At 61.2% G+C, this 23,270-nt stretch carries 20 protein-coding genes and 1 riboswitch; of the genes, 5 read left to right on the top strand and 15 right to left on the bottom strand.

The window, feature by feature from the left end; all coding sequences use genetic code 11:
* Window positions 1–12: 12 nt before the first annotated feature.
* Window positions 13–471 carry an Lrp/AsnC family transcriptional regulator gene (locus tag DSM107133_RS06140; RefSeq protein WP_114293859.1) on the bottom strand — a complete coding sequence of 153 codons (459 nt, stop codon included), beginning with the start codon at window positions 469–471 and terminating at the stop codon, window positions 13–15.
* Entirely contained in the window at window positions 468–923 is a 456-nt protein-coding gene (locus DSM107133_RS06135; RefSeq protein ID WP_114293906.1) for an Lrp/AsnC family transcriptional regulator, read from the bottom strand. The genes DSM107133_RS06140 and DSM107133_RS06135 overlap by 4 nt, the downstream gene beginning before the upstream one ends.
* A gap of 132 nt (window positions 924–1,055) precedes the next feature.
* On the opposite strand from DSM107133_RS06135, the gene ilvC reads away from it, so the two are divergent.
* The 3 genes from ilvC to DSM107133_RS06120 all read left to right on the top strand — a co-directional run bounded on the left by ilvC (window position 1,056) and on the right by DSM107133_RS06120 (window position 3,836).
* Window positions 1,056–2,078: a ketol-acid reductoisomerase gene (ilvC, locus tag DSM107133_RS06130; protein ID WP_114293858.1), complete on the top strand. Its 1,023-nt coding sequence runs from the start codon at window positions 1,056–1,058 to the stop codon at window positions 2,076–2,078.
* Between the two features lie 223 nt (window positions 2,079–2,301).
* Window positions 2,302–3,240 (top strand): DMT family transporter, encoded by a 939-nt coding sequence (locus DSM107133_RS06125; protein ID WP_114293857.1) that lies wholly within the window; start codon window positions 2,302–2,304, stop codon window positions 3,238–3,240.
* Window positions 3,241–3,287: 47 nt separating this feature from the next.
* Complete coding sequence (locus DSM107133_RS06120; protein ID WP_162792048.1) at window positions 3,288–3,836, top strand: hypothetical protein; 549 nt, start codon at window positions 3,288–3,290, stop codon at window positions 3,834–3,836.
* 37 nt (window positions 3,837–3,873) lie between these two features.
* Here DSM107133_RS06120 and glmM read toward each other — a convergent pair whose 3' ends face one another.
* The 8 genes from glmM to DSM107133_RS06080 all read right to left on the bottom strand — a co-directional run bounded on the left by glmM (window position 3,874) and on the right by DSM107133_RS06080 (window position 14,393).
* On the bottom strand, window positions 3,874–5,232 hold the full coding sequence (glmM, locus tag DSM107133_RS06115; protein WP_114293855.1) for a phosphoglucosamine mutase: 1,359 nt from the start codon (window positions 5,230–5,232) through the stop codon (window positions 3,874–3,876).
* Window positions 5,229–6,239, bottom strand: coding sequence for a dihydropteroate synthase (gene folP / locus DSM107133_RS06110; RefSeq protein WP_114293854.1), 1,011 nt, complete (start codon window positions 6,237–6,239; stop codon window positions 5,229–5,231). Before folP ends, glmM begins: the two co-directional genes overlap by 4 nt.
* A complete protein-coding gene (locus tag DSM107133_RS06105) occupies window positions 6,236–7,156 on the bottom strand; it encodes a dihydroneopterin aldolase (protein WP_114293853.1) in 921 nt (306 codons plus the stop codon). The genes folP and DSM107133_RS06105 overlap by 4 nt, the downstream gene beginning before the upstream one ends.
* A 100-nt stretch (window positions 7,157–7,256) precedes the next feature.
* Complete coding sequence (locus DSM107133_RS06100) at window positions 7,257–7,886, bottom strand: cell wall hydrolase (protein WP_114293905.1); 630 nt, start codon at window positions 7,884–7,886, stop codon at window positions 7,257–7,259.
* Window positions 7,887–8,015: 129 nt separating this feature from the next.
* A complete protein-coding gene (locus DSM107133_RS06095) occupies window positions 8,016–10,553 on the bottom strand; it encodes a putative PEP-binding protein (protein WP_114293852.1) in 2,538 nt (845 codons plus the stop codon).
* Between the two features lie 147 nt (window positions 10,554–10,700).
* The gene (glyS, locus tag DSM107133_RS06090; RefSeq protein ID WP_114293851.1) at window positions 10,701–12,800 is read right to left on the bottom strand and encodes a glycine--tRNA ligase subunit beta; all 2,100 of its coding nucleotides are present in this window, start codon (window positions 12,798–12,800) and stop codon (window positions 10,701–10,703) included.
* Window positions 12,801–12,936: 136 nt separating this feature from the next.
* Window positions 12,937–13,455, bottom strand: coding sequence for a DUF6446 family protein (locus tag DSM107133_RS06085; RefSeq protein ID WP_114293850.1), 519 nt, complete (start codon window positions 13,453–13,455; stop codon window positions 12,937–12,939).
* Window positions 13,452–14,393, bottom strand: a complete 942-nt coding sequence (locus tag DSM107133_RS06080; RefSeq protein WP_114293849.1) for a glycine--tRNA ligase subunit alpha — start codon at window positions 14,391–14,393, stop codon at window positions 13,452–13,454. Before DSM107133_RS06080 ends, DSM107133_RS06085 begins: the two co-directional genes overlap by 4 nt.
* A 217-nt stretch (window positions 14,394–14,610) precedes the next feature.
* Between DSM107133_RS06080 and DSM107133_RS06075 the strand changes: the two genes are divergently transcribed.
* The gene (locus DSM107133_RS06075; RefSeq protein WP_114293904.1) at window positions 14,611–16,434 is read left to right on the top strand and encodes a serine protease; all 1,824 of its coding nucleotides are present in this window, start codon (window positions 14,611–14,613) and stop codon (window positions 16,432–16,434) included.
* Between the two features lie 126 nt (window positions 16,435–16,560).
* Entirely contained in the window at window positions 16,561–16,827 is a 267-nt protein-coding gene (locus DSM107133_RS06070) for a hypothetical protein (RefSeq protein ID WP_240310547.1), read from the top strand.
* Between the two features lie 201 nt (window positions 16,828–17,028).
* On the opposite strand, the gene DSM107133_RS06065 is transcribed toward DSM107133_RS06070, so the two are convergent.
* From DSM107133_RS06065 to metZ, 5 genes are all read right to left on the bottom strand, one after another.
* Window positions 17,029–18,606: a thiamine pyrophosphate-binding protein gene (locus DSM107133_RS06065; RefSeq protein ID WP_114293848.1), complete on the bottom strand. Its 1,578-nt coding sequence runs from the start codon at window positions 18,604–18,606 to the stop codon at window positions 17,029–17,031.
* Window positions 18,606–20,054, bottom strand: a complete 1,449-nt coding sequence (locus DSM107133_RS06060; RefSeq protein WP_114293902.1) for a TrkH family potassium uptake protein — start codon at window positions 20,052–20,054, stop codon at window positions 18,606–18,608. Before DSM107133_RS06060 ends, DSM107133_RS06065 begins: the two co-directional genes overlap by 1 nt.
* 71 nt (window positions 20,055–20,125) lie before the next feature.
* The gene (locus DSM107133_RS06055; RefSeq protein WP_114293847.1) at window positions 20,126–20,371 is read right to left on the bottom strand and encodes a hypothetical protein; all 246 of its coding nucleotides are present in this window, start codon (window positions 20,369–20,371) and stop codon (window positions 20,126–20,128) included.
* 195 nt (window positions 20,372–20,566) lie between these two features.
* Complete coding sequence (gene folE2 / locus DSM107133_RS06050) at window positions 20,567–21,673, bottom strand: GTP cyclohydrolase FolE2 (protein WP_114293846.1); 1,107 nt, start codon at window positions 21,671–21,673, stop codon at window positions 20,567–20,569.
* 199 nt (window positions 21,674–21,872) lie between these two features.
* Entirely contained in the window at window positions 21,873–23,051 is a 1,179-nt protein-coding gene (gene metZ, locus DSM107133_RS06045; protein ID WP_114293845.1) for an O-succinylhomoserine sulfhydrylase, read from the bottom strand.
* Window positions 23,052–23,119: 68 nt separating this feature from the next.
* A riboswitch (SAM riboswitch) is annotated at window positions 23,120–23,197 on the bottom strand.
* Between the last annotated feature and the right edge of the window lie 73 nt (window positions 23,198–23,270).

The raw sequence follows: 23,270 nt of genomic DNA, 5'->3' as shown, positions 1-23,270 counted from the left end.
CCAATTGCCAGATCAGCTGATCGGGCCGGTCAGCCGCTCTTCACTCAGCAGCACGTTTGCCTCGACATCCCCCGCCCCCGGCAAGGTCATGATCCGCCGCCGCAACACCCGTTCAAAATCGGACAGATCCCGCGCCACGACGCGCAGGCGGTAATCATACAGGCCCAGAACATGTTCGACCGTCTGCACCTCGGGGATCGCCGTCACCGCCCGTTCAAAGTCTTCCAGACTGACGCGCCCCTTGGTCGCCAGTTTCACCCCCAGGAACACGGTCACGCCAAAGCCCACAGCCTCGGCATCAATCTGCAAACGGTGGCCCGCGATCACGCCGCTGTCTTTCAGGCGCTTGATCCGACGCCATGTGGCGGGCTGCGACAGGCCCAGATCACGTCCCAACGCGCCGGCGCTTTGCGTGGCATCCAGCGCCAGCGCGCGCAGCAGCGCGCGGTCGATGTCGTCCAGCTCCGTCATATCGGCAACCGCTCGTCTGATTTGATCCGCGCCACATGCATCAACGGTTCGATGTCCGCGATATGCGGCAGGGTCAGCACCCGCGTCCGGTACACCCGCTGGTAATGCGCCATATCCTGCGCGATCACCGACAGCCGCACGTCGACACGCCCCAGAAAGGTCTGGATCTCGACCACCTCGGGCACCTCGCGCGCCGCTTTCAGAAACTCGTCAAAGGCCGCAGCGACGGTCTTGTCCAGCGTCACGCGCAGCGACACCTCGACGGAATAGCCCAACGCCTGCCAATCGATCACCGCCCGCACGCCCTTGACCGCGCCGGTGTCCATCAGCCGCATCTGCCGCCGCTGCACCCGCGCGGGTGTCATACCACAGCGTTCGGCCAGCTCCGCAGGCGACAGGGTCGGGTCCGCCTGCCATTGGCGCAGAATGCGTCGGTCCAGATCATCAAGCATGATTTTTATGCCTTTGGCAATTTTGGCGAATGATTCACCCTTCGTCTTGCCAAATAAACTCAAAATACAACGCTGACCATCCCCGATGCGGGGCATATGGTGCGGCCCAGAGACATATGGAAGGAAATCACCATGCGCGTTTACTATGACCGCGATTGCGACATCAACCTGATCAAGGACAAGAAAGTGGCCATCCTGGGCTACGGCTCCCAGGGTCACGCCCACGCGCTGAACCTGCGCGACAGCGGTGCCAAGAACCTTGTCGTCGCCCTGCGCGAAGGTTCGCCCTCGATCGCCAAGGCCGAAGGCGAAGGCCTGAAAACCATGGGCATCGCCGAAGCGGCAGCCTGGGCCGACCTGATCATGTTCACAATGCCCGACGAACTTCAGGCCGAAACATACAAGAAATACGTCCACGACAACATCCGCGAAGGTGCAGCGATTGCATTCGCCCACGGCCTGAACGTGCACTTTGGTCTGATCGAGCCCAAAGAAGGCGTCGACGTGATCATGATGGCCCCCAAAGGCCCCGGTCACACCGTGCGCGGCGAATACACCAAAGGCGGCGGCGTGCCCTGCCTGGTGGCCGTGGACAAGGACGCATCGGGCAAGGCGCTCGAAATCGGCCTGTCCTATTGCTCCGCCATCGGTGGCGGCCGTTCGGGCATCATCGAAACCAACTTCCGCGAAGAATGCGAAACCGACCTGTTCGGTGAACAGGCTGTTCTGTGTGGCGGTCTGGTTGAACTGATCCGCATGGGCTTTGAAACTCTGGTCGAAGCCGGTTACGCGCCGGAAATGGCCTATTTCGAATGTCTGCACGAAGTGAAGCTGATCGTAGACCTGATCTACGAAGGCGGCATCGCCAACATGAACTACTCGATCTCGAACACAGCCGAGTACGGCGAATACGTGTCCGGCCCGCGCATCCTGCCCTATGACGAGACAAAGGCACGGATGAAAGCGGTTCTGACCGACATTCAAACCGGCAAGTTCGTGCGCGACTTTATGGCGGAAAACCAGGTGGGTCAGCCGTTCTTCAAAGGCACCCGTCGCATCAACGACGAACACCAGATCGAAGCCACAGGCGAGAAACTGCGCGGTATGATGCCGTGGATTTCCGCAGGCAAGATGGTCGACAAATCCAAGAACTAAACCTTTTCACTTGTGAACAGGTTCAAGCCCCGGCCATTGCGCCGGGGCTTTTTGTTTCTGCCCCCTGTCTTGCAGATGCGCGGCGCAGTTGCGATGCCTGCCTAATCCGCTCGACATCGCCGGTATGAAATGCTTTGACGCGCATCAAAACTTCGCGCGGCAAAGACGTGCAAAGGTGATTGCAGGGCAAACAGGCCCCCGCCCAGAAAAAAGGCCTCCCGACATGACGCAGACAACGGAAATTACCGGAAAAAGCTGGATGCTGATTGCCGTTCTGGCTTTCACCTGGGGCGGAACGTTTTTGGTAACCGAATTGGCGCTGACCGGCATCACGGCCTTTTGGCTGGCCGCAGGGCGCATTGTCTTTGCCGCCGTATTGATGCTGGTCATCTGGCAGGCCATGGGCGGACGATTGTTCGCGCAATCGCCCCGCCCTGCCACATGGGGTGCGATGGTCGCAATCGGTGCGTTCAGTTCGGCAATTCCGTTCATGCTGCTGGCGTGGGGGCAGCAATATGTGACCTCTGGTTTTGCTGGCGTTTCGATGGCCTCGGTCGCACTGACCGTGCTGCCGCTGGCGCATTTTCTGGTGCCAGGAGAGCGGCTGACATGGCGGCGCGCAGCAGGTTTTCTGATCGGGTTTTCAGGTGTGTGCGTGTTGATCGGCGGTGATGCCTTTGAAAGCACCGGCGCGGGGATGGAAACCGCAGGCCGCGCGGCCTGTATTGCGGCGGCCTGTTGCTATGGCACATCGTCGGTGCTGATGCGCCGTTTGCCGCAGGTCGATCCCATCGGCCTAAGCACCGCTCTGCTGCTGATCGCAAGCGCCATTGTCCTTCCCGCCGCATTGATCGTTGAGGGCCCCCCGCCAATGCCCTCGACGCAAACCTTGCTGATTATTGCCTTTTTGGGCCTGGTGCCCACCGCCGCCGCGAATTTCTTGCGGGTGACGGTGGTGCGCACCGCCGGGCCGGTGTTCATGTCCCTGACCAACTATCAGGTGCCGATCTGGTCGGTGGTCATGGGGATCATTCTGCTGGGCGAACCCGCGCCGCCATCCTTGCTGCTGGCGCTGGTTCTGATTTTGGCAGGTGTTGGCCTTAGCCAATATGGCGCTTTGCGGCGGCTGTTTGATCCGTCGGTGAAATCTCAGACTAGGTAATTTTCCGTTTTCGCGCTATCCTTTCCTAGTTGGTAAGGGGGTAAACGATGACAGAATATGATAGAAGAGACGTCGTTTCGACATTGGCAGCCTTTGCCGCTGTCGGCGTTTTTAACATACCGGACAAGGCAGATGCAGATGGCAGCGGGCGGGAAACGCTTAGGACGCTGCTGATCCTGCTGGTTGTGGCACAGGTGAGTCTGCTTGTGCTGCTCCTTCCCTTGCTGGTGATGGTACAGAGCATGAAGCAGGCCAAACTTGTGCCGGACAACCGCGCGGCGGGTGGTGTGCCCGCCCGGCAGCGCACCAAACGCGCGGCCAAGGTCGGTACGGTGCGCCAATACGGCGATACGCTCTTTGCCGAAATGAACAAGAACGGCGAAGCGGCCCTGGCCAAGGCGCGTTCGGTACGGCTCAGCATCCCGATAAATGGCCAAAATGCCGCGGTGGAAACGACCCTGCGCAAGGCCAGCAAAGGCAAAGCCGCGGCACTGCTGGATCAGGGAAAACTGGCCCGCAAATCCAAGGCCGTGGGCACGCTCTATATGGATTCCGTGGGCCTGATCATGGACATGAAGCGCGCGAGACTGGGGTGATCCGTCGGGATGAACCCTCCAGCCAAAGACGATGCGATCAACCGATAACAGGCAATGAAACCGCGCTGCCCACTGCATCGACCACGCTGGCAACGGCCCGTTCCATCAGGGCGGCATCTTCGTGTTCAGCCATCACCCTGATCAGCGGCTCGGTACCGGATTTGCGGATCAACAGCCGTCCGCCAGTGGCCAGATCAGCCTCGGCCTGCGCAATCGCCGCCTTGACTGATGCATCGTCCAGCGGTGCCTGTCCGTCGGCGTAACGCACGTTTTTCAGCAGTTGGGGCACCGGATCAAAACTGTGCAACAGCGTGCTGGCAGGTTTGCCCGAGCGGACCATTTCCGCCAGAAATTGCAGGCCGGCCATCAGGCCGTCGCCGGTGGTGGAATGGTCGGTCATCACGATATGGCCTGACTGTTCACCGCCCAGATTAAACCCGCCTTCGCGCATCCGTTCCACCACATAGCGGTCGCCCACATTGGTGCGTTCAAGGCGCAGGCCGCGCCCTTCCAGAAACCGTTCAAGGCCAAGGTTCGACATCACGGTGGCGACCAGAGCATTGCCTTTCAGCTTGCCCTCGTCCGCCCAGCGGGCCGCCATCAGGGCCATGAACTGATCGCCATCACCGACGGTGCCGTTCTCGTCTATCAGGATCACGCGGTCAGCATCGCCGTCCAGACAAATCGCCACATCCGCACCATGCGCCACAACGGTTTCGGCGGCGGTTTCGGGGTGGGTGCTGCCGCAGCCCTGATTGATATTGTGGCCATTGGGGCTGACGCCCACTGGGATCACGGTGGCCCCCAGTTCCCACAACGCCTCAGGCGCGACACGGTGGGCCGCCCCGTTGGCGCAGTCGATCACAACCTTTAGCCCGTCCAGTCGCATCTGGCGCGGAAAGGTGGATTTCAGCCGCTCGATATAGCGAAAACGCCCGTCGTCGATCCGTTTGGCACGGCCAATCTGGCCGGCGTCGATCAGATCGACACCGTCGCGCACAAGCGTTTCGATTTCAGCCTCGGCAGCGTCGGACAGTTTGAAGCCGTCGGGACCGAAGAACTTGATCCCGTTGTCGTGCGCGGGATTGTGGCTGGCCGAGATCATCACCCCCAGGTCCGCGCGCATGGAGCGTGTCAGCAGGCCCACGGCAGGTGTCGGCACCGGCCCCAGCAGCAGCACGTTCATGCCCATCGAGGTCAGACCCGCCGTCAGCGCGTTTTCGAACATATAGCCCGACAGCCGCGTGTCCTTGCCGATCACCACGCGGTGCACACTGCTGTCATCGCGCTTGAAATAGCGCCCGACCGCCGCGCCAATGCGCAGGGCGGTTTCAGCGGTCATATTGCCGGTGTTCGCAGTGCCGCGAATGCCGTCTGTGCCAAAGAGTTTTTTCATGAAGACTGATGTGCCACAGAGGCGCGCCAAAGCGCAATGGCCTGTGTGTGCAGTGCAACGTCATGGGCGCGGATCAGCTGCACCCCCTGCCCCAAGGCGGCCAATGCCACGCCCACCGATCCGGGGCCGCGTTTGGCCGCGTCCGGTTCCGCCGCCAGCGTGCCGATGAAACGCTTGCGTGACACGCCCAGCAGGATCGGCGCGCCAAGGCCGTGAAACAGCGACAGGCGGTTCAGCAGCACCATGTTGTGGTCCAGCGTCTTGCCAAAGCCGATGCCGGGATCAACGATGATCCGGTCGCGTGCGATGCCCTGTGCCGTCAGCTCTGCAATGCGTCCGGACAGGTAATCATAGACGTCCAGCAGCACGTCATCATATTGCGGGTCGTGGTGCATGGTCGCCGGATCACCCTGCGCATGCATGACGCATACGGGTGCGCCCCGCGCAGCACACAGCGGGGCAAGCGCGGTATCATAGGTTAAGCCTGCCACGTCGTTCACGATATCCGCCCCCGCGTCCAGCGCCGCCGCCGCAACGGCAGCCTTGCGGGTGTCGATGGACACAGGCGTGTCGATCCCCGCCGCCCGCATGGCGGCAATGGCCGGGGCAGTGCGGGCAATCTCGTCTTGCGGATCGACGGTTTCGGCGCCCGGGCGGGTGGATTCACCGCCTACGTCGATCATCGCCGCCCCCTCCTGCACCATACGCTGGGCATGGGCGGTGGCCGCATCGCCCGCGTGCTGTCCACCATCGGAAAAGCTGTCAGGGGTGACGTTGAGAATACCCATGACATGCGGTGTATGCCACGCAAGGCCTGCAATCGGCGCCCGCGCGGCCGTCAGCGGGGTCAGATCGACATCACATTGATCCGCAGGGATCACCACAGGCACGCGCCCGCGCTCAAGCACTTCGACATCGGTGAACCAGCTCCAGCCTCCGGCCAGCGACACCGCGCGGTCAGGCCGCACAGGGCCGACCTGTACCAAAGGCCGGACATATTGTGTCACAGCACAGCTTCCGTCACCGGCACGGCGCGCAACGGCACAGAAGCATCCGCAGGCAGGTCAGCGCCAATCACCAGAAGCTCGCTGGCGTGATAGGTCGAGGCAAACCACGCGGCCAATGCCACTGCATCGCTGGGTTGAACCGAAGGGCCTGCAACTGCGTCGAGAACGATCTTGGAGGGGGCCCAGACACAGCTCTGGCCGTTTTTCATCGCCCATTCCAGCTCGGTGTGGGTCTCGACCACCACACAGCGCGCATCGCGGGCGGCCAGCACCCATGCGTTTTGCTCAATCGCCAGCAGGTCGATGCGCCGCTGGGTCCAGCGGTGACCGGACTGCGGGGCGGGGACATCCGAGGGGCCGACGCAAAAGATCAGCGGGCGACCGGCAGCATGCAGCTGGTCGATCCAGCCAGTCAGGTGTGGTGATGAAATGGCCGCATTGCCAAAGAACACCAGCTCGGGGTGCAGGACCTCTTCTTCTTCGACGGGCGCGGCATCTTCGGCGCGGGCGCGCACGATCTCGACGCCCAAAGCGCCCGGCCCCCGATCCAGTTTTTCGATACGCACAAAGGCGCGCACCGCCTGCGGTTCGATCAGGATACGATCCGCCACCCGTTCGGCCAGCGTTTCCAACAGGTTCAACCGCTCGTCCGCCAGTTCGTGCGCGATTGCTTCGGTCACCTTGTCATAGCTCAGGATGCGATCGACATCGTCGTCGACGGGTCCGGTCAGCGGCTGAACCTCGACCACGATATTGAACTTGATGCGCTGGGTCTTGCCACGCTCGGCCTGAAAGGCACCAATCTCGACATCGACCGCATAGTCGCGCACCGAAATCCGGTCGAGCGGCATGCCCTCATCTGTGGCAGCGGACCGTTCAGACGGGTGCGCAAAAGCAAGGTGGATTTCAGAGGCCATATTGACGCGTCCCAAGAGCAGTTGGCTGCCCTTCTAGCGTCACCGACCCGAAAACGACAGTGTTAAAGACGTCGCCCCAAGGGTCAAAGGCGGCGTTTGGTCAGTTCGACGCCGTACGGTATGTGTCGCGGTAGAACAGATGCACCCCGATGCGCGCGGTTTGGGTATAGACCTTGCTCCAGCGCGGGTTCACGGCGGTGGTGTGGTAGTGCGTGGCACCTTCTGTCAGCTTCGGCGCAGTGCCGTCCAGCACGGCGCGGGCAACTTTTGCGACGCGGTTGAAGGCTGCGGGTTCACTGATTTTCTCGGCGTGCCCGTCACAGGTATAGGTGAACTGACACTGATAACGTTTGCCGGTGCCCTGGTGGATCACACCGCAAACCGATCCGGGGAAACGGCCCGACTTGACCCGGTTCATGATGACCTCTGCCACAGCAAACTGGCCTTTGACGGTCTCGCCGCGCGCTTCGAAATACAGCGCCTCGGACAGACACCGCCACTGGTCGCCGCCTGTGGCCTTGGGTTGGTGGTCCAGCCAGCTGCTGGTGAACTGAATGCCCTTGTGGCTGACAGTCGGAGGCGCGATCATTGCTTGCAGGCGATCCTGAGACAGTGATTGCAGACCCTGACGTTCGGTCTTGAGCAATGTCAGCGCCTCTTTCTCCGAGGCATGAGCAGGAACAGAACACAGACCAAAGGCCAGTGAGAGGCACAGCAGCAAAAATTTCATCAGACCCATCGCACGCAGTTGCAGTGCCGCCCGTCTAACGAAAACGGACCAAAGAATCTACCTATAGGGCCTTTATGTCGCAGGCAGACCCGCGCGGGCACAGCATCTGGCAGCGATTACAGGGGGATTCTACCCAGTCTTGTGACCTATCGCAAGCTGCGCGGCTGCAAGGCGTGCAACCGGAACGCGAAACGGCGAACAGGAAACATAGTCAAACCCGGCCTGACGCACGAATGCAATCGATTCGGGGTTGCCGCCATGTTCGCCGCAGACCGACAGAACAAGATTGGGCGAGGCGGATCGGCCCCGCTCGGCCCCGATTGCAATCAGCTCGCCCACGCCGTCCACATCCAGGGTGTGAAACGGATCTTCGGGAAAGACGCCCTGTTTGACATAGGTCGACATGAACCGCCCCGCATCATCGCGCGACAGGCCATAGGTCATCTGCGTCAGGTCATTGGTCCCAAAGCTCATGAACGCACAATAGGGCGCGATTTCGGCGGCCCGCAACGCGGCGCGCGGTGTTTCCACCATAACGCCCAACCGGTAGTCAAAAGCGGCGCCGCGTTCATGACGCACTGCGGCGGCAACAGCATCGACGCGCGCGCGCACCAGCTCAACCTCGCGTTTGGCGCTGACCAGCGGGATCATGATCTCGGGCACCACCGGATCGCCGTCCTTGCTGGCGTCAATGGTCGCCTCGAAAATCGCGCGGGCCTGCATCTCGTAGATTTCCGGCACTGTGATGCCCAGACGCACACCGCGCATGCCCAACATGGGGTTGTATTCCATCAACCCTTCGACGCGACGCATGACAGTGGACAAAGGCAGATCCAGCGCCTCGGCCAGTTCGCGCTGGCCCGACCGGTTGGTGGGCAGGAATTCGTGCAAGGGCGGATCGAACAGACGGATGCACACCGGCTGGCCCTGCATGATGCGGAACAGCTGGGTAAAGTCGTCGCGCTGCATCGGCAGCAGACGTTCCAGCGAAGCGCGCCGGTCTTGCGAGGAATCGGCAAAGATCATCTCGCGCATGACAGTCAGGCGGCCCGGTTCAAAGAACATATGTTCGGTGCGGCACAGCCCGATTCCCTGCGCATTGAAATTGCGCGCGGTCTGGGCGTCGGCGGGCGTGTCGGCATTGGCGCGCACGCCGATATCGCTGGCCTCGCTGGCCCAGTCCATCAGTTCCTGAAAGGCGTCGTCCAGCGCGGCCTCGTGCATGTCGGGCGCGCCCAGCAGCACCTGCCCCGAGGTCCCGTCAACGGTCACCACATCGCCTTCGCGCAGGGTACGGCCGTCGCTGGCCTGAATCGTCTTGTTGGCGATATTGAATTTCATGTCCGAAATGCCCACGACACAGGGCAGACCAATGCCGCGCCCGATGACGGCGGCGTGGCTGGTGATACCACCGCGTTCGGTCATGACACCCCTGGCCGCATGCATGCCGCGAATGTCCTCGGGCGAGGTTTCGCGGCGCACCAGAATGCAGGGTTCCGAGCGCGCGGCGCTGGCCTGCGCTTCGGAGGCCGAGAACACCAGCCGTCCGGTGGCGGCACCGGGGCTGGCGGCAATGCCCTGCCCCAACACGTCACGCGGCGCGTCAGCGGCGATCTGGCGGTGCAGCAATTCGTTCAGCGCGCGCGGTTCCACCCGCATCAGCGCCTCTTCGCGGGTGATGATACCATCGCGCGCCAGTTGCACGGCAATCCGCACTGTCGCTTGCGATGAACGGGTCACGCGCACCCCGTCGAGAATGTGCAAAGCGCCGTTATCAACGGTAAATTCCACCTGCATCTCTTCGCGCAGACGGGCGCGCATCAGGGCAGCGTGGGATTTGAGCTCGGCAAAACACTCGGGCAGCAATTCCTCAAGCGAGGGGCCGCGCGGGTCGCAGGTGATATAGATGCTCTCGGCCTGCGGGCTGAGCGCGTCGCGGCCCTGACTTTGGCGCAGATAGCGGCCCGTGATCTGTTCCAGACCGGTATCAGAATCGACCAGCTGCAACACGCCCGATCCGCATTCGCCACGCCCGACGCCCAGCGCCATCTGCTGCACCACCAGACCCAGCCCCGCATCCGCAGGCGCGCCCTTGGCCATGCGCAACAGGCGGGCCGAGGTGCCCTCCCACGCGCGGGCCATGGATTTCAGCACACCGGCCAGTTGGGTGCCGATGTCTGCGGGAAACGGCTCTTCGGTCTCGTCCTCATAGGCGCGCAGGGTCGCGGCAAGCGCCTCGGGGCCTTCGCCGTCGATGGCGTCGAACATATCGGGATCAAGCCGCGCGACATGCACCGCATAGCCCTGCACGAAGCGCAGGAAAATCTTGGTCGCCGCCAGTGTGCCAAGGCTTTCGCACAGCTCGGCGTGACGGTCGTGGTTCATGCCGATGTTCAGCACCGCCCCCGGACCGCCCCAATCGGGATCTTGCGAGGACGGGCGCACGCACAGCAGGGCGCGAGAAGGGAATTCGGAAAGAATGCCTGGAATATCAGGCAGGTGGCCCGAAGCGATGTTGTGCACAGCGCCAAAGCTGAGCGCCACGGTGGCCGGCACCGGCAGGTCCAGCCGCACCAGCCGTTGCAGACATTTTGCCCGACCGCCGTGCGTTTCAGCGGTGATCGGGGCGGTCTGCGTCACGAGCGTTGTGTCAGGGTTGTTCTGCACTGCGGCACCTTTTGGTTTGGGCGCAGCATAGAAGTTAATGATTATGTGACAAGGGGGCTTGGGCCCCCTTGAAAAAGATGCCTTGAGGGGGCTCTGCCCCCGGCGCTGCGCGCCTCCCCCGGAGTTTACCCTGCAAGATGAAGGGGTTTAACCCTCGATGCGGGTCAGGTCGGCCACGGCCAGACAGATCTGGCGGATGCGGCTGAGCAGGTTCAGACGGTTGCGGCGCACGGTGGCATTGTCGGAATTCACCTGGACGGCGGTAAAGAACGCATCAATCGGTGCGCGCAGGCCGGCCATGGCGGACATGGCTGTGGTGAAATCCTGTGCCTGCATCGCGGGGGTGATCTGTGCCTCTGCGGCATCGAGGGCGGCGAACAGGGCGCGTTCCTCGTCGGTTTCGGCAAATTTCGGGTCCGCGCCATAGGAGTATTCGACGCCGTCGGCCTGTTCCGCCTGTGTCAGGATGTTGTTGGCGCGTTTGAAGCCCTGGATCAGGTTTTCGCCGTCGTCGGTTTTCAACGTGTCCGACAGGGCGCGGGCGCGTTTGACCAGCAGGTTGAGGTCGTCGTTCCCCTCCATGGCGATGCAGGCGTCGATGATGTCGTGGCGGATGCCTTGGTCGCGCAGGTAGACTTTGAGGCGGTCGTGGATGAAGGCGAGGAGGTCGGCGTTCTTTGAAGTCAGCTTTTGAAGCGAAAGCTTCAAAGTAGTAGTAATGATCGTACTAGAAACTTGGAGAGCTTCCGACTTCAAGCTAAGCGCCAAGTCGTTCTCAACCAAAATCCGAATAACCCCCAAAGCCGCCCGCCGCAGCGCAAAGGGGTCTTTGCTCCCCGTCGGCTTCTCGTCAATCGCCCAGAAGCCTGTCAGCTTGTCGATCTTCTCGGCCAGTGCCACGGCCACCGACACCGGCGCGGTTGGCACGTCGTCGGACGGCCCCAGCGGCGCATAGTGATCCTGTGCGGCGGCGGCGATGGCTTTGTCCTCGCCCATGGCTTCGATGTAATAGCGGCCCATAAGCCCCTGAAGCTCGGGGAATTCATAGACCATTTCCGAGGCCAGATCCGCCTTGGCCAGACGCGCGGCGCGCTCGGCCTGATCGGGGTCGGCGCCCACGGCGGGGGCGATTTCACGCGCCAGTGTCGCCATGCGGTCGACCAGATCGGCCTGTGTGCCCAGCTTGTTGTGGAAGGTCACGTTTTTCAGCGCGTCCAGCCAGTCGGTCATGCCTGCATTTGCGGTGCGCAGGTCGTTTTCCCAGAAGAATTTTGCATCGGCCAGACGGGCCGACAGCACCTTTTGGTTGCCCGCAAGGATAGTCGCGCCATTGTCGGCGGTTTCGCGGTTGGCGACGGTGATGAACCGTTCGATCCGCCCGGTCTTGGGGTTGCGCACGGAAAAGAACTTTTGATGCTCTTTCATCGAGGTTTGCAGCACCTCGGGCGGCAGGCCCAGAAAATCGTCGTCGATCTTGCCCATCAGCACCACGGGCCATTCCACCAGCCCTGCGACCTCGGCCAGAAGGCCCGCGTCTTCGACCACCTCAAGCCCCTGGGCAAAGGCCTGCGTGGTGGCGTCGTGCCAGATGGCGTTGGCGCGCTCGGCGGGGTCCAGCACCACATGGGCGTGTTGCAGTTTGGTGGTGTAGTCGTCGAAGCTGCGCACGGTGATCGCGCCGGGTGACATGAAACGGTGGCCCTGCGTGGTGTTGCCCGAGGCGATGCCGTCGATGTCCATGGGCACCACTTCGGCGCCCTCTTCGGCGACCAGAATACACAGGATCGAATGCAGCGGGCGCACCCATTTCAGGGTGCCATCGCCCCAGCGCATCGACTTGGGCCAGGGGAAATTGCGAATGGTGCGTTCCAGCACCTCGGCCACGATTTCGGCGGCGGGGCGACCCGGCTTGGTGATCTTGGCGAACAGGATCTTGCCCTTGGGCGTGTCGCGTTCTTCCAGATCGTCGCGGGTCAGGCCGGCACCGCGCAGGAAGCCTTCGATGGCCTTTTCGGGGGCGTCGGCCTTGGGGCCCTTGCGCTCTTCCACGGTGGTCGGCGACGCGGCCAGCGCGCCCTCGATGGTCAGCGTCAGGCGGCGCGGCGTCGAGAAGGCGGCGGCAGAGGCATAGGTCAGGCCCGCCTCGACCAGCCCGTCGGTCACCAGCTTTTTCAGGTCACCCGCCGCGCGGGTTTGCATCCGTGCGGGGATTTCTTCGGAAAACAGTTCGATCAGCAGGTCGGGCACCGGCACACCTTTGGATTATGGGGCGGCAGGGTCCACCCGGTCGCGCCGTGGATAACGCCACCCGCCAGTGTGGTCCAGAGGCGGCGCGGATTAAAACGCGATGGGGTCCCCTGCCCGTTTCGGGTCAGGGCGGGGTTTAGTTGTCGGCGGGCCGTTCGGGGCATTCCTCTCCCACCACGGTGCCGTCATAGGCTTTTTCGCCGCAGTCGTTCAGCTCGTGCCAGATATAGCCGCGCCCGTCCTGCGTGATCGCCACGATCCGGTCGACGCCGTAGTGCACGTTCTTTTGCGACAGAAACGGCAGCGCCGTGCCTGCCTCAAGCTCGGCACCGATGGCGGCGGCGTCGAAACAGTCGAACCAGCCCGGCGCATTGCGCGGCTCGGCCTTTTCCAGCCCGACAAAGGTTTCGCTCAGCATGGCCAGCGACATGTCCGTCCTGAAACAGGCACGGTAGCGGATGGGCGAGCTGTCGGCGTCGATAGCCTGGAAATCGGTGAACGGGATTGGCTCGGGCAGATCGGAGACCACCGAGACCAGGTTGACCTCTTCCTGCGTCACCTCGTCATAGTAGCCATAGACTTGCAGGTAATACATGCCTGCGCCTGCGATGAGTGCTGTAATCACGATCAATGCCGCCAGTAACTTGCCGGTCATGCGACCGCTTCCGGGGTCCAGCCCCCTGCCCGTGTCTGCACAAAGGCATCCGCGCAGGCTTTGGTCAGGGCGCGCACGCGCCCGATATAGGCCTGACGTTCAGTGACCGAGATCACGCCGCGCGCGTCCAGCAGGTTGAAGATGTGGCTGGCCTTGATCGCCTGATCATAGGCAGGGTGCGCCATGACGATGCGTTTGCCGGTCTTGGGGTCGTCGTGCGCTTGCTCAAGGATCACCTTGCACTCGGCCTCGGCCTCTTCGAAATGGCGCAGCAGCACCTCGGTGTTGGCCACGTCGAAATTCCAGCGCGCGTATTCTTCTTCGGTCTGCTTGAACACATCGCCATAGGTCAGCGGGATCGGCGATTGCGGATCGTTGAACGGCATGTCCATCACATGATCGACCGCCAGCACATACATCGCCAGACGTTCCAGACCATAGGTCAGCTCGCCCGAGACAGGGCTGCAATCGTGGCCGCCGACCTGTTGGAAATAGGTGAACTGCGACACTTCCATACCGTCGCACCAGACTTCCCAGCCCAGCCCCCAGGCGCCCAGCGTCGGGCTTTCCCAGTCGTCCTCGACAAAACGGATGTCGTGCAGGCTGGCGTCGATGCCGATGGCTTGCAGGCTGCCAAGGTACAGCTCTTGCAGATCGGGCGGGCTGGGTTTGATCAGCACCTGATACTGGTAATAGTGCTGCAAGCGGTTCGGGTTCTCGCCATAGCGCCCGTCGGTGGGGCGGCGCGAGGGTTGCACATAGGCCGCGGCCCATGGCTGTGCGCCCAGCGACCGCAGGGTGGTTGCAGGGTGAAACGTCCCGGCCCCCACTTCCATGTCATAGGGTTGCAGGATGGCGCAGCCTTTGGACGCCCAATAGGTCTGAAGCCGCAGGATGATTTCCTGAAACGAACGGGGGGCTGTGGACGTGTCGGACATGGGGGATACGCTTTCCAGTTTCGTGCGCGCCTTACCTACGCAGCCCCCCGACAATGGTCAATCGCGGCTTTGTCGCAGGCTGGTGCCCTTTGACCGGAAAAAAGGGCCATATTAGAGGCCTGCGACGATGAATTCCCCGTGTGTGCATATGGTCATTGCAGCGATTTCCTGCTTATCTGCATCAAATAATTTCCGAGCAGGAGTTCTGGTTAAGATGATGCGCAAGATGTTGGTTGCGGCAATGCTGGCAACAGGGTTGTCAGGGGTAACAGCGGGGGTGGCCGTGACACCTGCGGCGGCGCAGTCTGCCCAAGAGGTTGTATGGGTACAAATCGAAGCGCACCCCAGTCTGGCCACAGCAACATCGCGGGCCCGCGCCTATGCAGGAACCATCGAGGACGTGAACGGTTTTGCGCTGGGTGGGGGCTGGTACGGCATTGCCTTGGGGCCATATGCGCCCGAAGACGCCGATCAGGTGCTGCGTGTCTATCGCGCCGACGGTCTGATCCCGCGCGATTCCTATATCTCGGCCTCCTCGGACTATCGCCAGCAATTCTGGCCGGTGGGCGCCAACGTGCTGAACCGGGGTGTGGTCGATGCGCCTGACGCGGTGGCCGACGACAGTGCAACACAGACCGCTGCCGCAGAAGCCACTGCCGAAACCGCCACAACCGGCGAGGTCGTTGCCGAAGTGGCCCCCCTGCCCACGCCCGAACCCGCAGATGAAACCCCTGCCGAGGCACGTCGCAGCGAACAGTTGCTGACCCGCGACGAGCGGATGGATTTGCAGACAATGCTGAAATGGGCCGGGTTTTACAACGCGGCCATCGACGGCGCCTTTGGCCGTGGCACGCGCAATTCCATGGCCGCCTGGCAAGAGGCAAACGCCTTTGACGTCACCGGCATACTGACCACGTTGCAACGCAGCGCATTGAAAAAACAGTATAACGCGGTGCTGGAAGGTTTGGGACTGGAACGGGTTGTTGACGCAGATGCCGGCATCGAAATGATGCTGCCAGCCAATGTGGTCAGCTTTGACCGTTATGAACCGCCCTTTGCCCATTATGACGCCACCGGCGACATTCCGGCCAAAGTGCTGCTGATCAGCCAGCGTGGCGATCAGGATACCTTGTATGGCCTGTATGACATCATGCAAACACTGGAAATTGTGCCGCTGGAGGGTCCGCGCGAACGTCGCAAGAACGACTTTGTGCTGATCGGTGAAAACGGCACCATGGTGTCGGAAACCCGCGCCACCCTGCAAGACGGCAAGATCAAGGGCTTTACATTGATCTGGCCTGCGGGGGACGAAGAACGCCGCCGCCGTCTGATTGGCGAGATGGACAAGAGCTTTGTCCGCCTTGATGCGGCCCTTGACCCCGCGGCAGGCAATGCCGATGCGCAGGCCATCGACCTTGTGTCCGGGCTGGATGTGCGCAAACCGCGCATCGCGCGCTCGGGCTTTTATGTGGACAGTGCGGGGCTGGTGCTGACCACCTCCGAGGCTGTTCAGTCGTGCACCCGCCTGACGATTGATGATGAATACGAAGCCGATGTGATCGCCGATGACGCTGCCAATGGCATTGCCGTGCTGCGCCCCAAAGAGACGCTGGCCCCGCTGTCGGTTGCACAGTTCAGCGCCACCGCGCCGCGCTTGCAGTCCGAAGTCGCGGTTGCCGGTTACAGCTATGACGGCGTGCTGAGCGCACCCAGTATGACCTTTGGCATGTTGGCAGATGTGCGCGGATTGCAGGGCGAGACCGGTCTGTACCGTCTGGCCATGACCACCCTGCCTGGCGACGCGGGCGGGCCGGTCTTTGACGCCACGGGGTCGGTCACGGGAATGCTGTTGCCCAAGCCCGATGGCGCACGCGCGCTGCCCGACGAAGTCGTCTTTGCCGCCGACGCCAACGTGATCCGGCAGGTTCTGGCCAATGCCGGTGTCAGCACCAAAGCGGCCGCCGAAACCGGCGCCTCTGCCCCCGAGGACATCACCGAGGTGGCTGTGGGCATGACCGTTCTGGTCAGCTGCTGGGACTGAACCCGCGCCATTTAAAACAATTGCGCGGCGCTTGACAGCGCCGCATTAGGCCCGTGTTAAGGGCCGTCCATCATTTTGACGATCAAGCGTGGGGGCACGTGAAGATCAATCAAAGTGGAGTGGACCATGATTTCGAAAATTCTAAGCGTCGCAGCCATTGGCGCAACCGTGATGCTGGCAACGCAAGCCGCCGCATCCGTGGCAAAACCACCTGTTGGCCATCAGGGCCAGTGGTGGACCAACCCGCTGGGCTGTGAATATTCGCGCGCCGGACGGCCCGGCGAAACCATGTGGTTCCTGATCATCAACACCGCCAAACCCGGCTGCCCGACCTATATCGCGGGCAAGACCTGGGGCGGCATCTATCGCGAACACGGGAAAATTCTGAAATGAGGCAACAAGATTGCGGTCTTCGTAAATGAACGCCGCAGACCTGTCGCTTCGTAATGAAGCACAAACAGTGATCATTTGCAGTGACAGGTCAACAGGCGGAGCCAAGGGGCGCCGCCTGTTCTTTTTTGTACCCTCTCAAGGTGAGAGCCCGTGACTGACCAGCCCTTCGGGGAGGATTTTCAAACCAGAGAAACGGCAGCCTTACTCTGTGATCTCGGGCGTGAGGTAGATCAGCGTCGGGCCGTCCGCCGTGAACGCAGCACTAACGGCATCTTGCATCTGCTGGATCGTTGTGGGGGCAACCGCGTGGGCGCCAAAGGCTTCGGCCAGCTTGCAGAAATCGGGATTGCGCGCGATCACCGCATTGGGTGCGATTTGGGCGCGGGTCATGCTGTCTTCGATCTCTTTCAGTTTGCCGTTGTCCCACAGGATGATCGGCAGCGGCATCCCCAGTTCGACGGCCACGCCCAATTCCTGCATCGTGTAGTGAAAGCCGTAGTCGCCAATGATCGCCAGAGTCGGCTTGCCCGGACGTGCGATGGCACCGCCGATGGCGGCGGGCGTGGCATAGCCCAGCGTGCCAAAGCCGTAAGGGTGGTGCCAGTGGCCGGGTTTGGTCATCGGCCAGATGTCCTTGGCCACATAGGCGAATTGGGTCATGTCCGAATAGATCATCGTATCTTCGGGCACGACGGCGCGCAGGGCATCACACAGCGGCGCGATGCCGGGGCGCGCAGCATCGGTGTCGGCGCACCACGCCTTGCGGGATTTTGTCACCTCGTCCGGTGACCAGCCCGAGGCTGTCTTGTCCAAAGCCTCGGCGCGCTCCAAAAGCGCACGCATCAGCAGCGGCCCGTCACACAGAATGTTCAACACACCCGCGTCGGTATTGGTAAAGGCCGACGCGTCGATGTCGACGCGCACCAGCAGGCTTTGATGGCCCAAGTGCGTGCGCCACAGGTCAACTTCGGCCAGTTCGCTGCCAACCACCACAACCACGTCTGCCGAGCCGATCACATCGGCGCTGGATGGATGCGCAAGAGACGGCCCGAAGTGCAGCGGATCATCTGTGCCGACGATACCACGACCGGCATAGGTGGTAAAAGACGCAGCCCCCAGCGCCTTGAGCGCCTTGCGGGTTGTTTCGTATCCGACCCGTGCACCGCCACCAAAAACAAACAGCAGCCGGTCGGCTCCGAGAATACGGTCCAGCGCGTCGCCCATCTGCGGCAGGCTGGGCGCTGTATAGCCGCGTGGCACCGGTGCCGGATCTGCGGGCGCTTGCAAGGCTGCAATCGGCACCTGAATATGTTTGGGCCGAGGCCGGTTGGCGGTCATTTCGGTCAGCGCGCGGTCGATCAGCGTATAGGCTGCATCGGCCGTGCGCGCCTCGGCTGACCAGTCGCACACAGTATCAGCCGCGGCACGCTGGTCTTTCATCTGGTGCAGTTGCCCTTTGACGCCTTCGACCTCGTCCAGACAGGATGACACCACCAGCATCGGCACGGAATCAGAATAGGCCTGCCCCATCGGCGTCATGATATTGCACAGGCCCGGTCCGGTGATTACATAGGCCACCCCCGGCTTGCCCGAGGCGCGCGCATAACCGTCGGCCATAAAGCCCGCGCCCTGTTCGTGGCGCGCCAGAACATGCGTGATCCCCGCCTCTTCAATGCCACGGTACATTTCCTGATTGTGTACCCCGGGAATGCCAAAGATGGTATCAACCCCGCGCGCCTTCAGCATGTGGGAAATTTGGGCACCAAGGGGACGTTTCATCAAGCTCTCCAGAATTGTACGGTCACGATGGCATAGACCACCATCAGTTCAAGGCGTCCGACCAGCATGCCGCCGGCAAGCAACCATTTGGCAGTGTCGTTCAGCGGTCCGAAATTGCCTGCCGGGCCGATAATCTCGCCCAGCCCCGGTCCGATATTGGCCAGCGCCGTGGCTGCCCCCGACAGCGACGTCACGAAATCCAGCCCGGTCATTCCCAAGGCAACGGCCAACAGACCCAGCGATACCACGAAGAAGACGAAAAATGACATGACCGAGCCCAGAACATCTGCATCCACCGGACGCCCGTCATAACGGGGGGTGAATATGCCATGCGGGCTGCGGGTTTTGCGCAATTGTGCGCGGATCGAGGAAAACAGGATTTGATAGCGAAAAATCTTGACCGAACAGGCCGTTGAACCGGCGCAGCCGCCGATCAGGCCGACGAAGAAAAAGATCGAAATCAAAAACGGCCCCCAAGCCATATAATCGACGCTGGAAAAACCGGTGCCGGACATGATCGAAACCACGTTGAACAGCGCCTCGCGCACCGCGCGTTCGACGCTGTGGGGAAAAATATAGGTCAGGGTGAACGCGCTGACGCCAACAATGACCGCGATGGTGCCCAAAAACGCATGCACCTGGGTGTCGCGCCACAGTGCTGTGGTATTGCCGTTGATCAACTGCACATAGCGCACGAAAGGCAGCGCGGCGAGAATCATGAAGAACGAGGCCGCGTATTCACGCATTCCGACAAAGTTGCCAAAGGACGAATCGTAATTGGCAAAGCCGCCGGTCGACACAGTCGTCAGCGCATGGACCGTGGCATCGAAGACATTCATGCCCAGAATCAGGTAGACCAGCGCGCACACCAGGGTGATCGCGATGTAGATGCCCGAAATCTGGCTGGCAATCTGGGTCGCGCGGGGCAAAATCTTGCCCATGGTTTCAAAGGCTTCCGAGCGGAAGATCTGCATCCCCCCGACCCGCAGCTCAGGCAGGAACACCATGGCCACAACGATGATACCAATGCCGCCCAGCCATTGCAGTATGCCGCGCCACAGCAGCAGGCCCTTGGGCAGTCCATCAAGACCGGTAAAGACGGTCGATCCGGTGGTGGTCAGCCCCGACATCGCCTCGAAAAACGCATCGACATAGCGCGCTTCGGTGGCGCCAAAGACAAAGGGCAATGCGCCGAAAATCGGCAGGCACAGCCAGACACCCGTGGTCAGAAGGAATGTTTGCTGGATTGTCAGACCTTCGCGGACACCGTTTGAACAACTCAGCGCCAGAACGCCGCCTGCCAGAATGGTGATCAGACCGGATTCGACAAATACCGGCCAGTGTTCCCTGCCCTCGGCAAGATCCACCAACATCGGGACGATCATGGTTAACCCAAGTGCGGTAACCAAAAGTCCGATGACATATCCAACGGGGCGCAGGTCTAACATTGCGCCAGCGTTGGCGCGGGCCGCGCCGACTGTCAAGACAGTGTCAGGCGCAGCCCAGCCTCAAATTGTACTCAGACGTAATACAGATCGCGGAACACATAGGCCGGGATGTTATCACGCTCGATTTTCAATTCGGCGAGCTGTGCATCGGACATCGCGTTCAAACGGTCGATCAGGTGCATGCGTGCTTCCATGCTGCGCGATTTCTGACCGGCTTCGATCAGTGCGACAAAGCCACGCGACAAAGCCGCGCCGAAGCCTGCAAAGAAATTCGCAACGGGGGAAGTGGAGATATGAGTGGCGGTTTGGGTAGCCATGATAAAATGCCTCTATGGTTGGGAGTGTGATGACGCTCCTCCTGTAGACAACCATATAGGTATGCGTGACTGACCCACCACCGACGATATTGCATAGCTGCATTGCAGCATTTCGAATATGCTTTCGCACATATATTAAGCAAATCGCCCAAAATTACCCCGCTGCACCGCAGCGCAGCGGGAGATTTCTGCCGCTTAACCGACGTGGAAAAGCGACTGGAACAGGCGCGGATCAATGCTGTCTGCCGCGAATGTGTCGCCTTCGGTCAGCACCGAAACGGCATCGTGGCTGTGCAGGCTTTCCTGGTGACTGGCGACAACGCGAAAGTCACCGACACGGTGGTCGGCCAGCAGTTGTTCGCAGAACAGCCGCGCCGCGTCCTCGACGAAAATCGGATTGGCGGCGTTCAACTCGGCAAAAGCCTGTTCGTCCTCGCGTTTGACCATCACTTGGGTTTCGGTCGGCACCGCACGTCGGCAGGCTTCGATCAGGTCCTCGAACCAAAGCGGTCCGGCGTTGCAATCCAGAACCACCGAAATCCGCGCCACAGAGCGTTGCGAATGCGGCGTCGCCAGCTGGCCACGGGTGGCGCGTGCGTGCTCGCTCAGTTCAAGCGAACAGGGGCATGTAGAGGAATAGACATAATCCAGATGCACAATTTTCTTGCGCACGCCCGCCTGTTCGACCAGCTCAAGCGCAATGTCGTAATATTGATAACCGGACAGCCCCGAGCGCAGGCTTTCAACCTTCATCGGAAAGGAAAACCGCATCTGAATGCGCGCGTCAAAGCTTTCCAGATCGGATTTGTAATCGTCCAGCGCCGCCTCGATCACCTCAAAGCTGAAGGTCTGGTCGGCATGGGCATAGAACGAGCGCATGATGCGGCTCATGTTGATGCCTTTTTTGTCCGCCTCCAGACTGACGGTGCCGGTGACAGAGGTTTCAAGCAGCAGGGGTGTGCCGGTGTCGCGACTGCGATAGCGGATCGGCAGGCGGAAATTCGAGATTCCAACGTGCTGGATCTGCTGGTGCGCACCGCGGATCAGGCTGGAGGGGCCGTTCTGAAGATCGGGCAACGTGTCCTTATAGGACGTATCGACAGCGAATCCTTCGGGGTAGCTGCGTGAAAACGCAGGATAATCTGCGCCCGAATCGCCCGGCAAAAGCCGCGCAACCGAAGCATCGAGTTCCAGTATTTCGGTCGGCGTTACGGATTTCGCCCAGCGGCGCAGCACATCAAGTGCTGCCGCAGCATCATCACGTTCGGGTATTTGTTGGATATCGGGCGTATGAATGTTCATGCAGTGGCCCCCCTTTGTCTATCAATCCACACACTACATAGGTGTGCGACCGATGTTTGCCAATGTCTGTGAAAGATACGCAACGACAAGCAGATCGGTTTAGAGTTTCCGAACAAATGCTGTAGTGGCAGGGATTTTTCTAAGGCACAGGCGACGTAAAAACGCCCGAAACCGCAGCTTCGGGCGCTATTTATGGGCTTCAGGCCTGATCCAGCGCTTGCAGCATGTCTGCGATCAAATCTTCGGGATCTTCCAGACCAACCGAAATGCGCACCAGACCGGGCGTGATGCCCAGAAGGTCTTTTTGATCCTGGGGAAGACGTTGATGGGTGGTGGTTGCCGGATGGGTCAGAATCGATTTGGCGTCGCCCAGATTGTTGGAAATCACCGCGACGTTCAGCGCATTGAGAAAACGGAACGCAGCCTCCTTGCCACCCGCCAGATCTATGGCAAGCAACGTGCCGCCCTTGCCCATCTGGCGTATGCACAAATCATGCTGCGCATGTTCGGCATGGCCGGGATAGACGGTGCGCGCCAGCTTGGGGTGGCCGTACAGCGCCTCGGCCAGCGCTTCGGCGGTGGCAGTCTGCGCACGCACGCGCAAATCCAGCGTTTCCAGACCTTTCAGCATGATCCAGGCACTGAACGGCGACAGCGCAGGACCGGTGTGCTTCAGGAACGGCTCGACCGTCTTGCGGATGTATTCTTCCGACCCCAGAATCACACCGCCCATCGCACGCCCCTGCCCGTCGATGTGTTTGGTGGCCGAATAAATCACCACATCCGCGCCCTGCTCAAATGCACGGCTGTAAACAGGCGAGGCAAAGACGTTGTCGATCACAACCTTGGCATTTTGCGCATGGGCCAGCTTGGCCACAGCCGCGATATCAACCACTTCCAATGTCGGGTTCGACACGCTCTCAAAGAACACCACGTCGGTTTCGGGTGTAATCGCGCGTTCCCAGGCGTCCAGATCGGTGCCATCCACCAGAACGATTTCAACGCCGTAACGGCCAAGGATCTCTTCCAGCACATAAAGACACGAGCCGAACAGCGCCCGCGCCGACACCACACGGTCGCCCGATTTCAGCATCGACATCAGCGCGCCACTGACCGCCGCCATGCCCGAAGCAGTGGCAAAGGCGGCCTCGGCCCCCTCCAGGGCGGCAATCCGGTCTTCGAACATCGCCACTGTGGGGTTGCCGTAGCGGGCGTAAATGAATTCGTCCTCGCCCAGGGTCTCGAACCGCTGCGCGGCAGCTTCGGCACTGTCGTAAACAAAGCCCTGCGTCAGAAAAATCGCTTCGCTGACCTCGCCGTACTGGCTGCGGCGGGTGCCGGAGTGAACAGCGCGGGTGCGTGGTTTCCAATCGGTCATATCAGTCATCCTTACGGGCCAAAAAAGGGCTGGCCACAAAAAAGCCCCCGAAACGCGGTCAAGCGAAGGGAGGCTTCATCCTGACCTTTTAGCGGGATTATTTAACGTGGCCCGCAATCCGGTAACAAATCGCCACGGCGACACGCATAGGCCGTTGCACCTGCTGCGTCAACACCGTGCGGATGGGTCATGTAAAGTTTACATAGATTGCCTAGTCCT

Origin of the sequence: Pseudosulfitobacter sp. DSM 107133 (genome assembly GCF_022788695.1) — a bacterium.
In the GTDB taxonomy this organism is placed as follows: domain Bacteria; phylum Pseudomonadota; class Alphaproteobacteria; order Rhodobacterales; family Rhodobacteraceae; genus Pseudosulfitobacter.
This window is presented reverse-complemented; position numbering and strand designations above follow the sequence as displayed.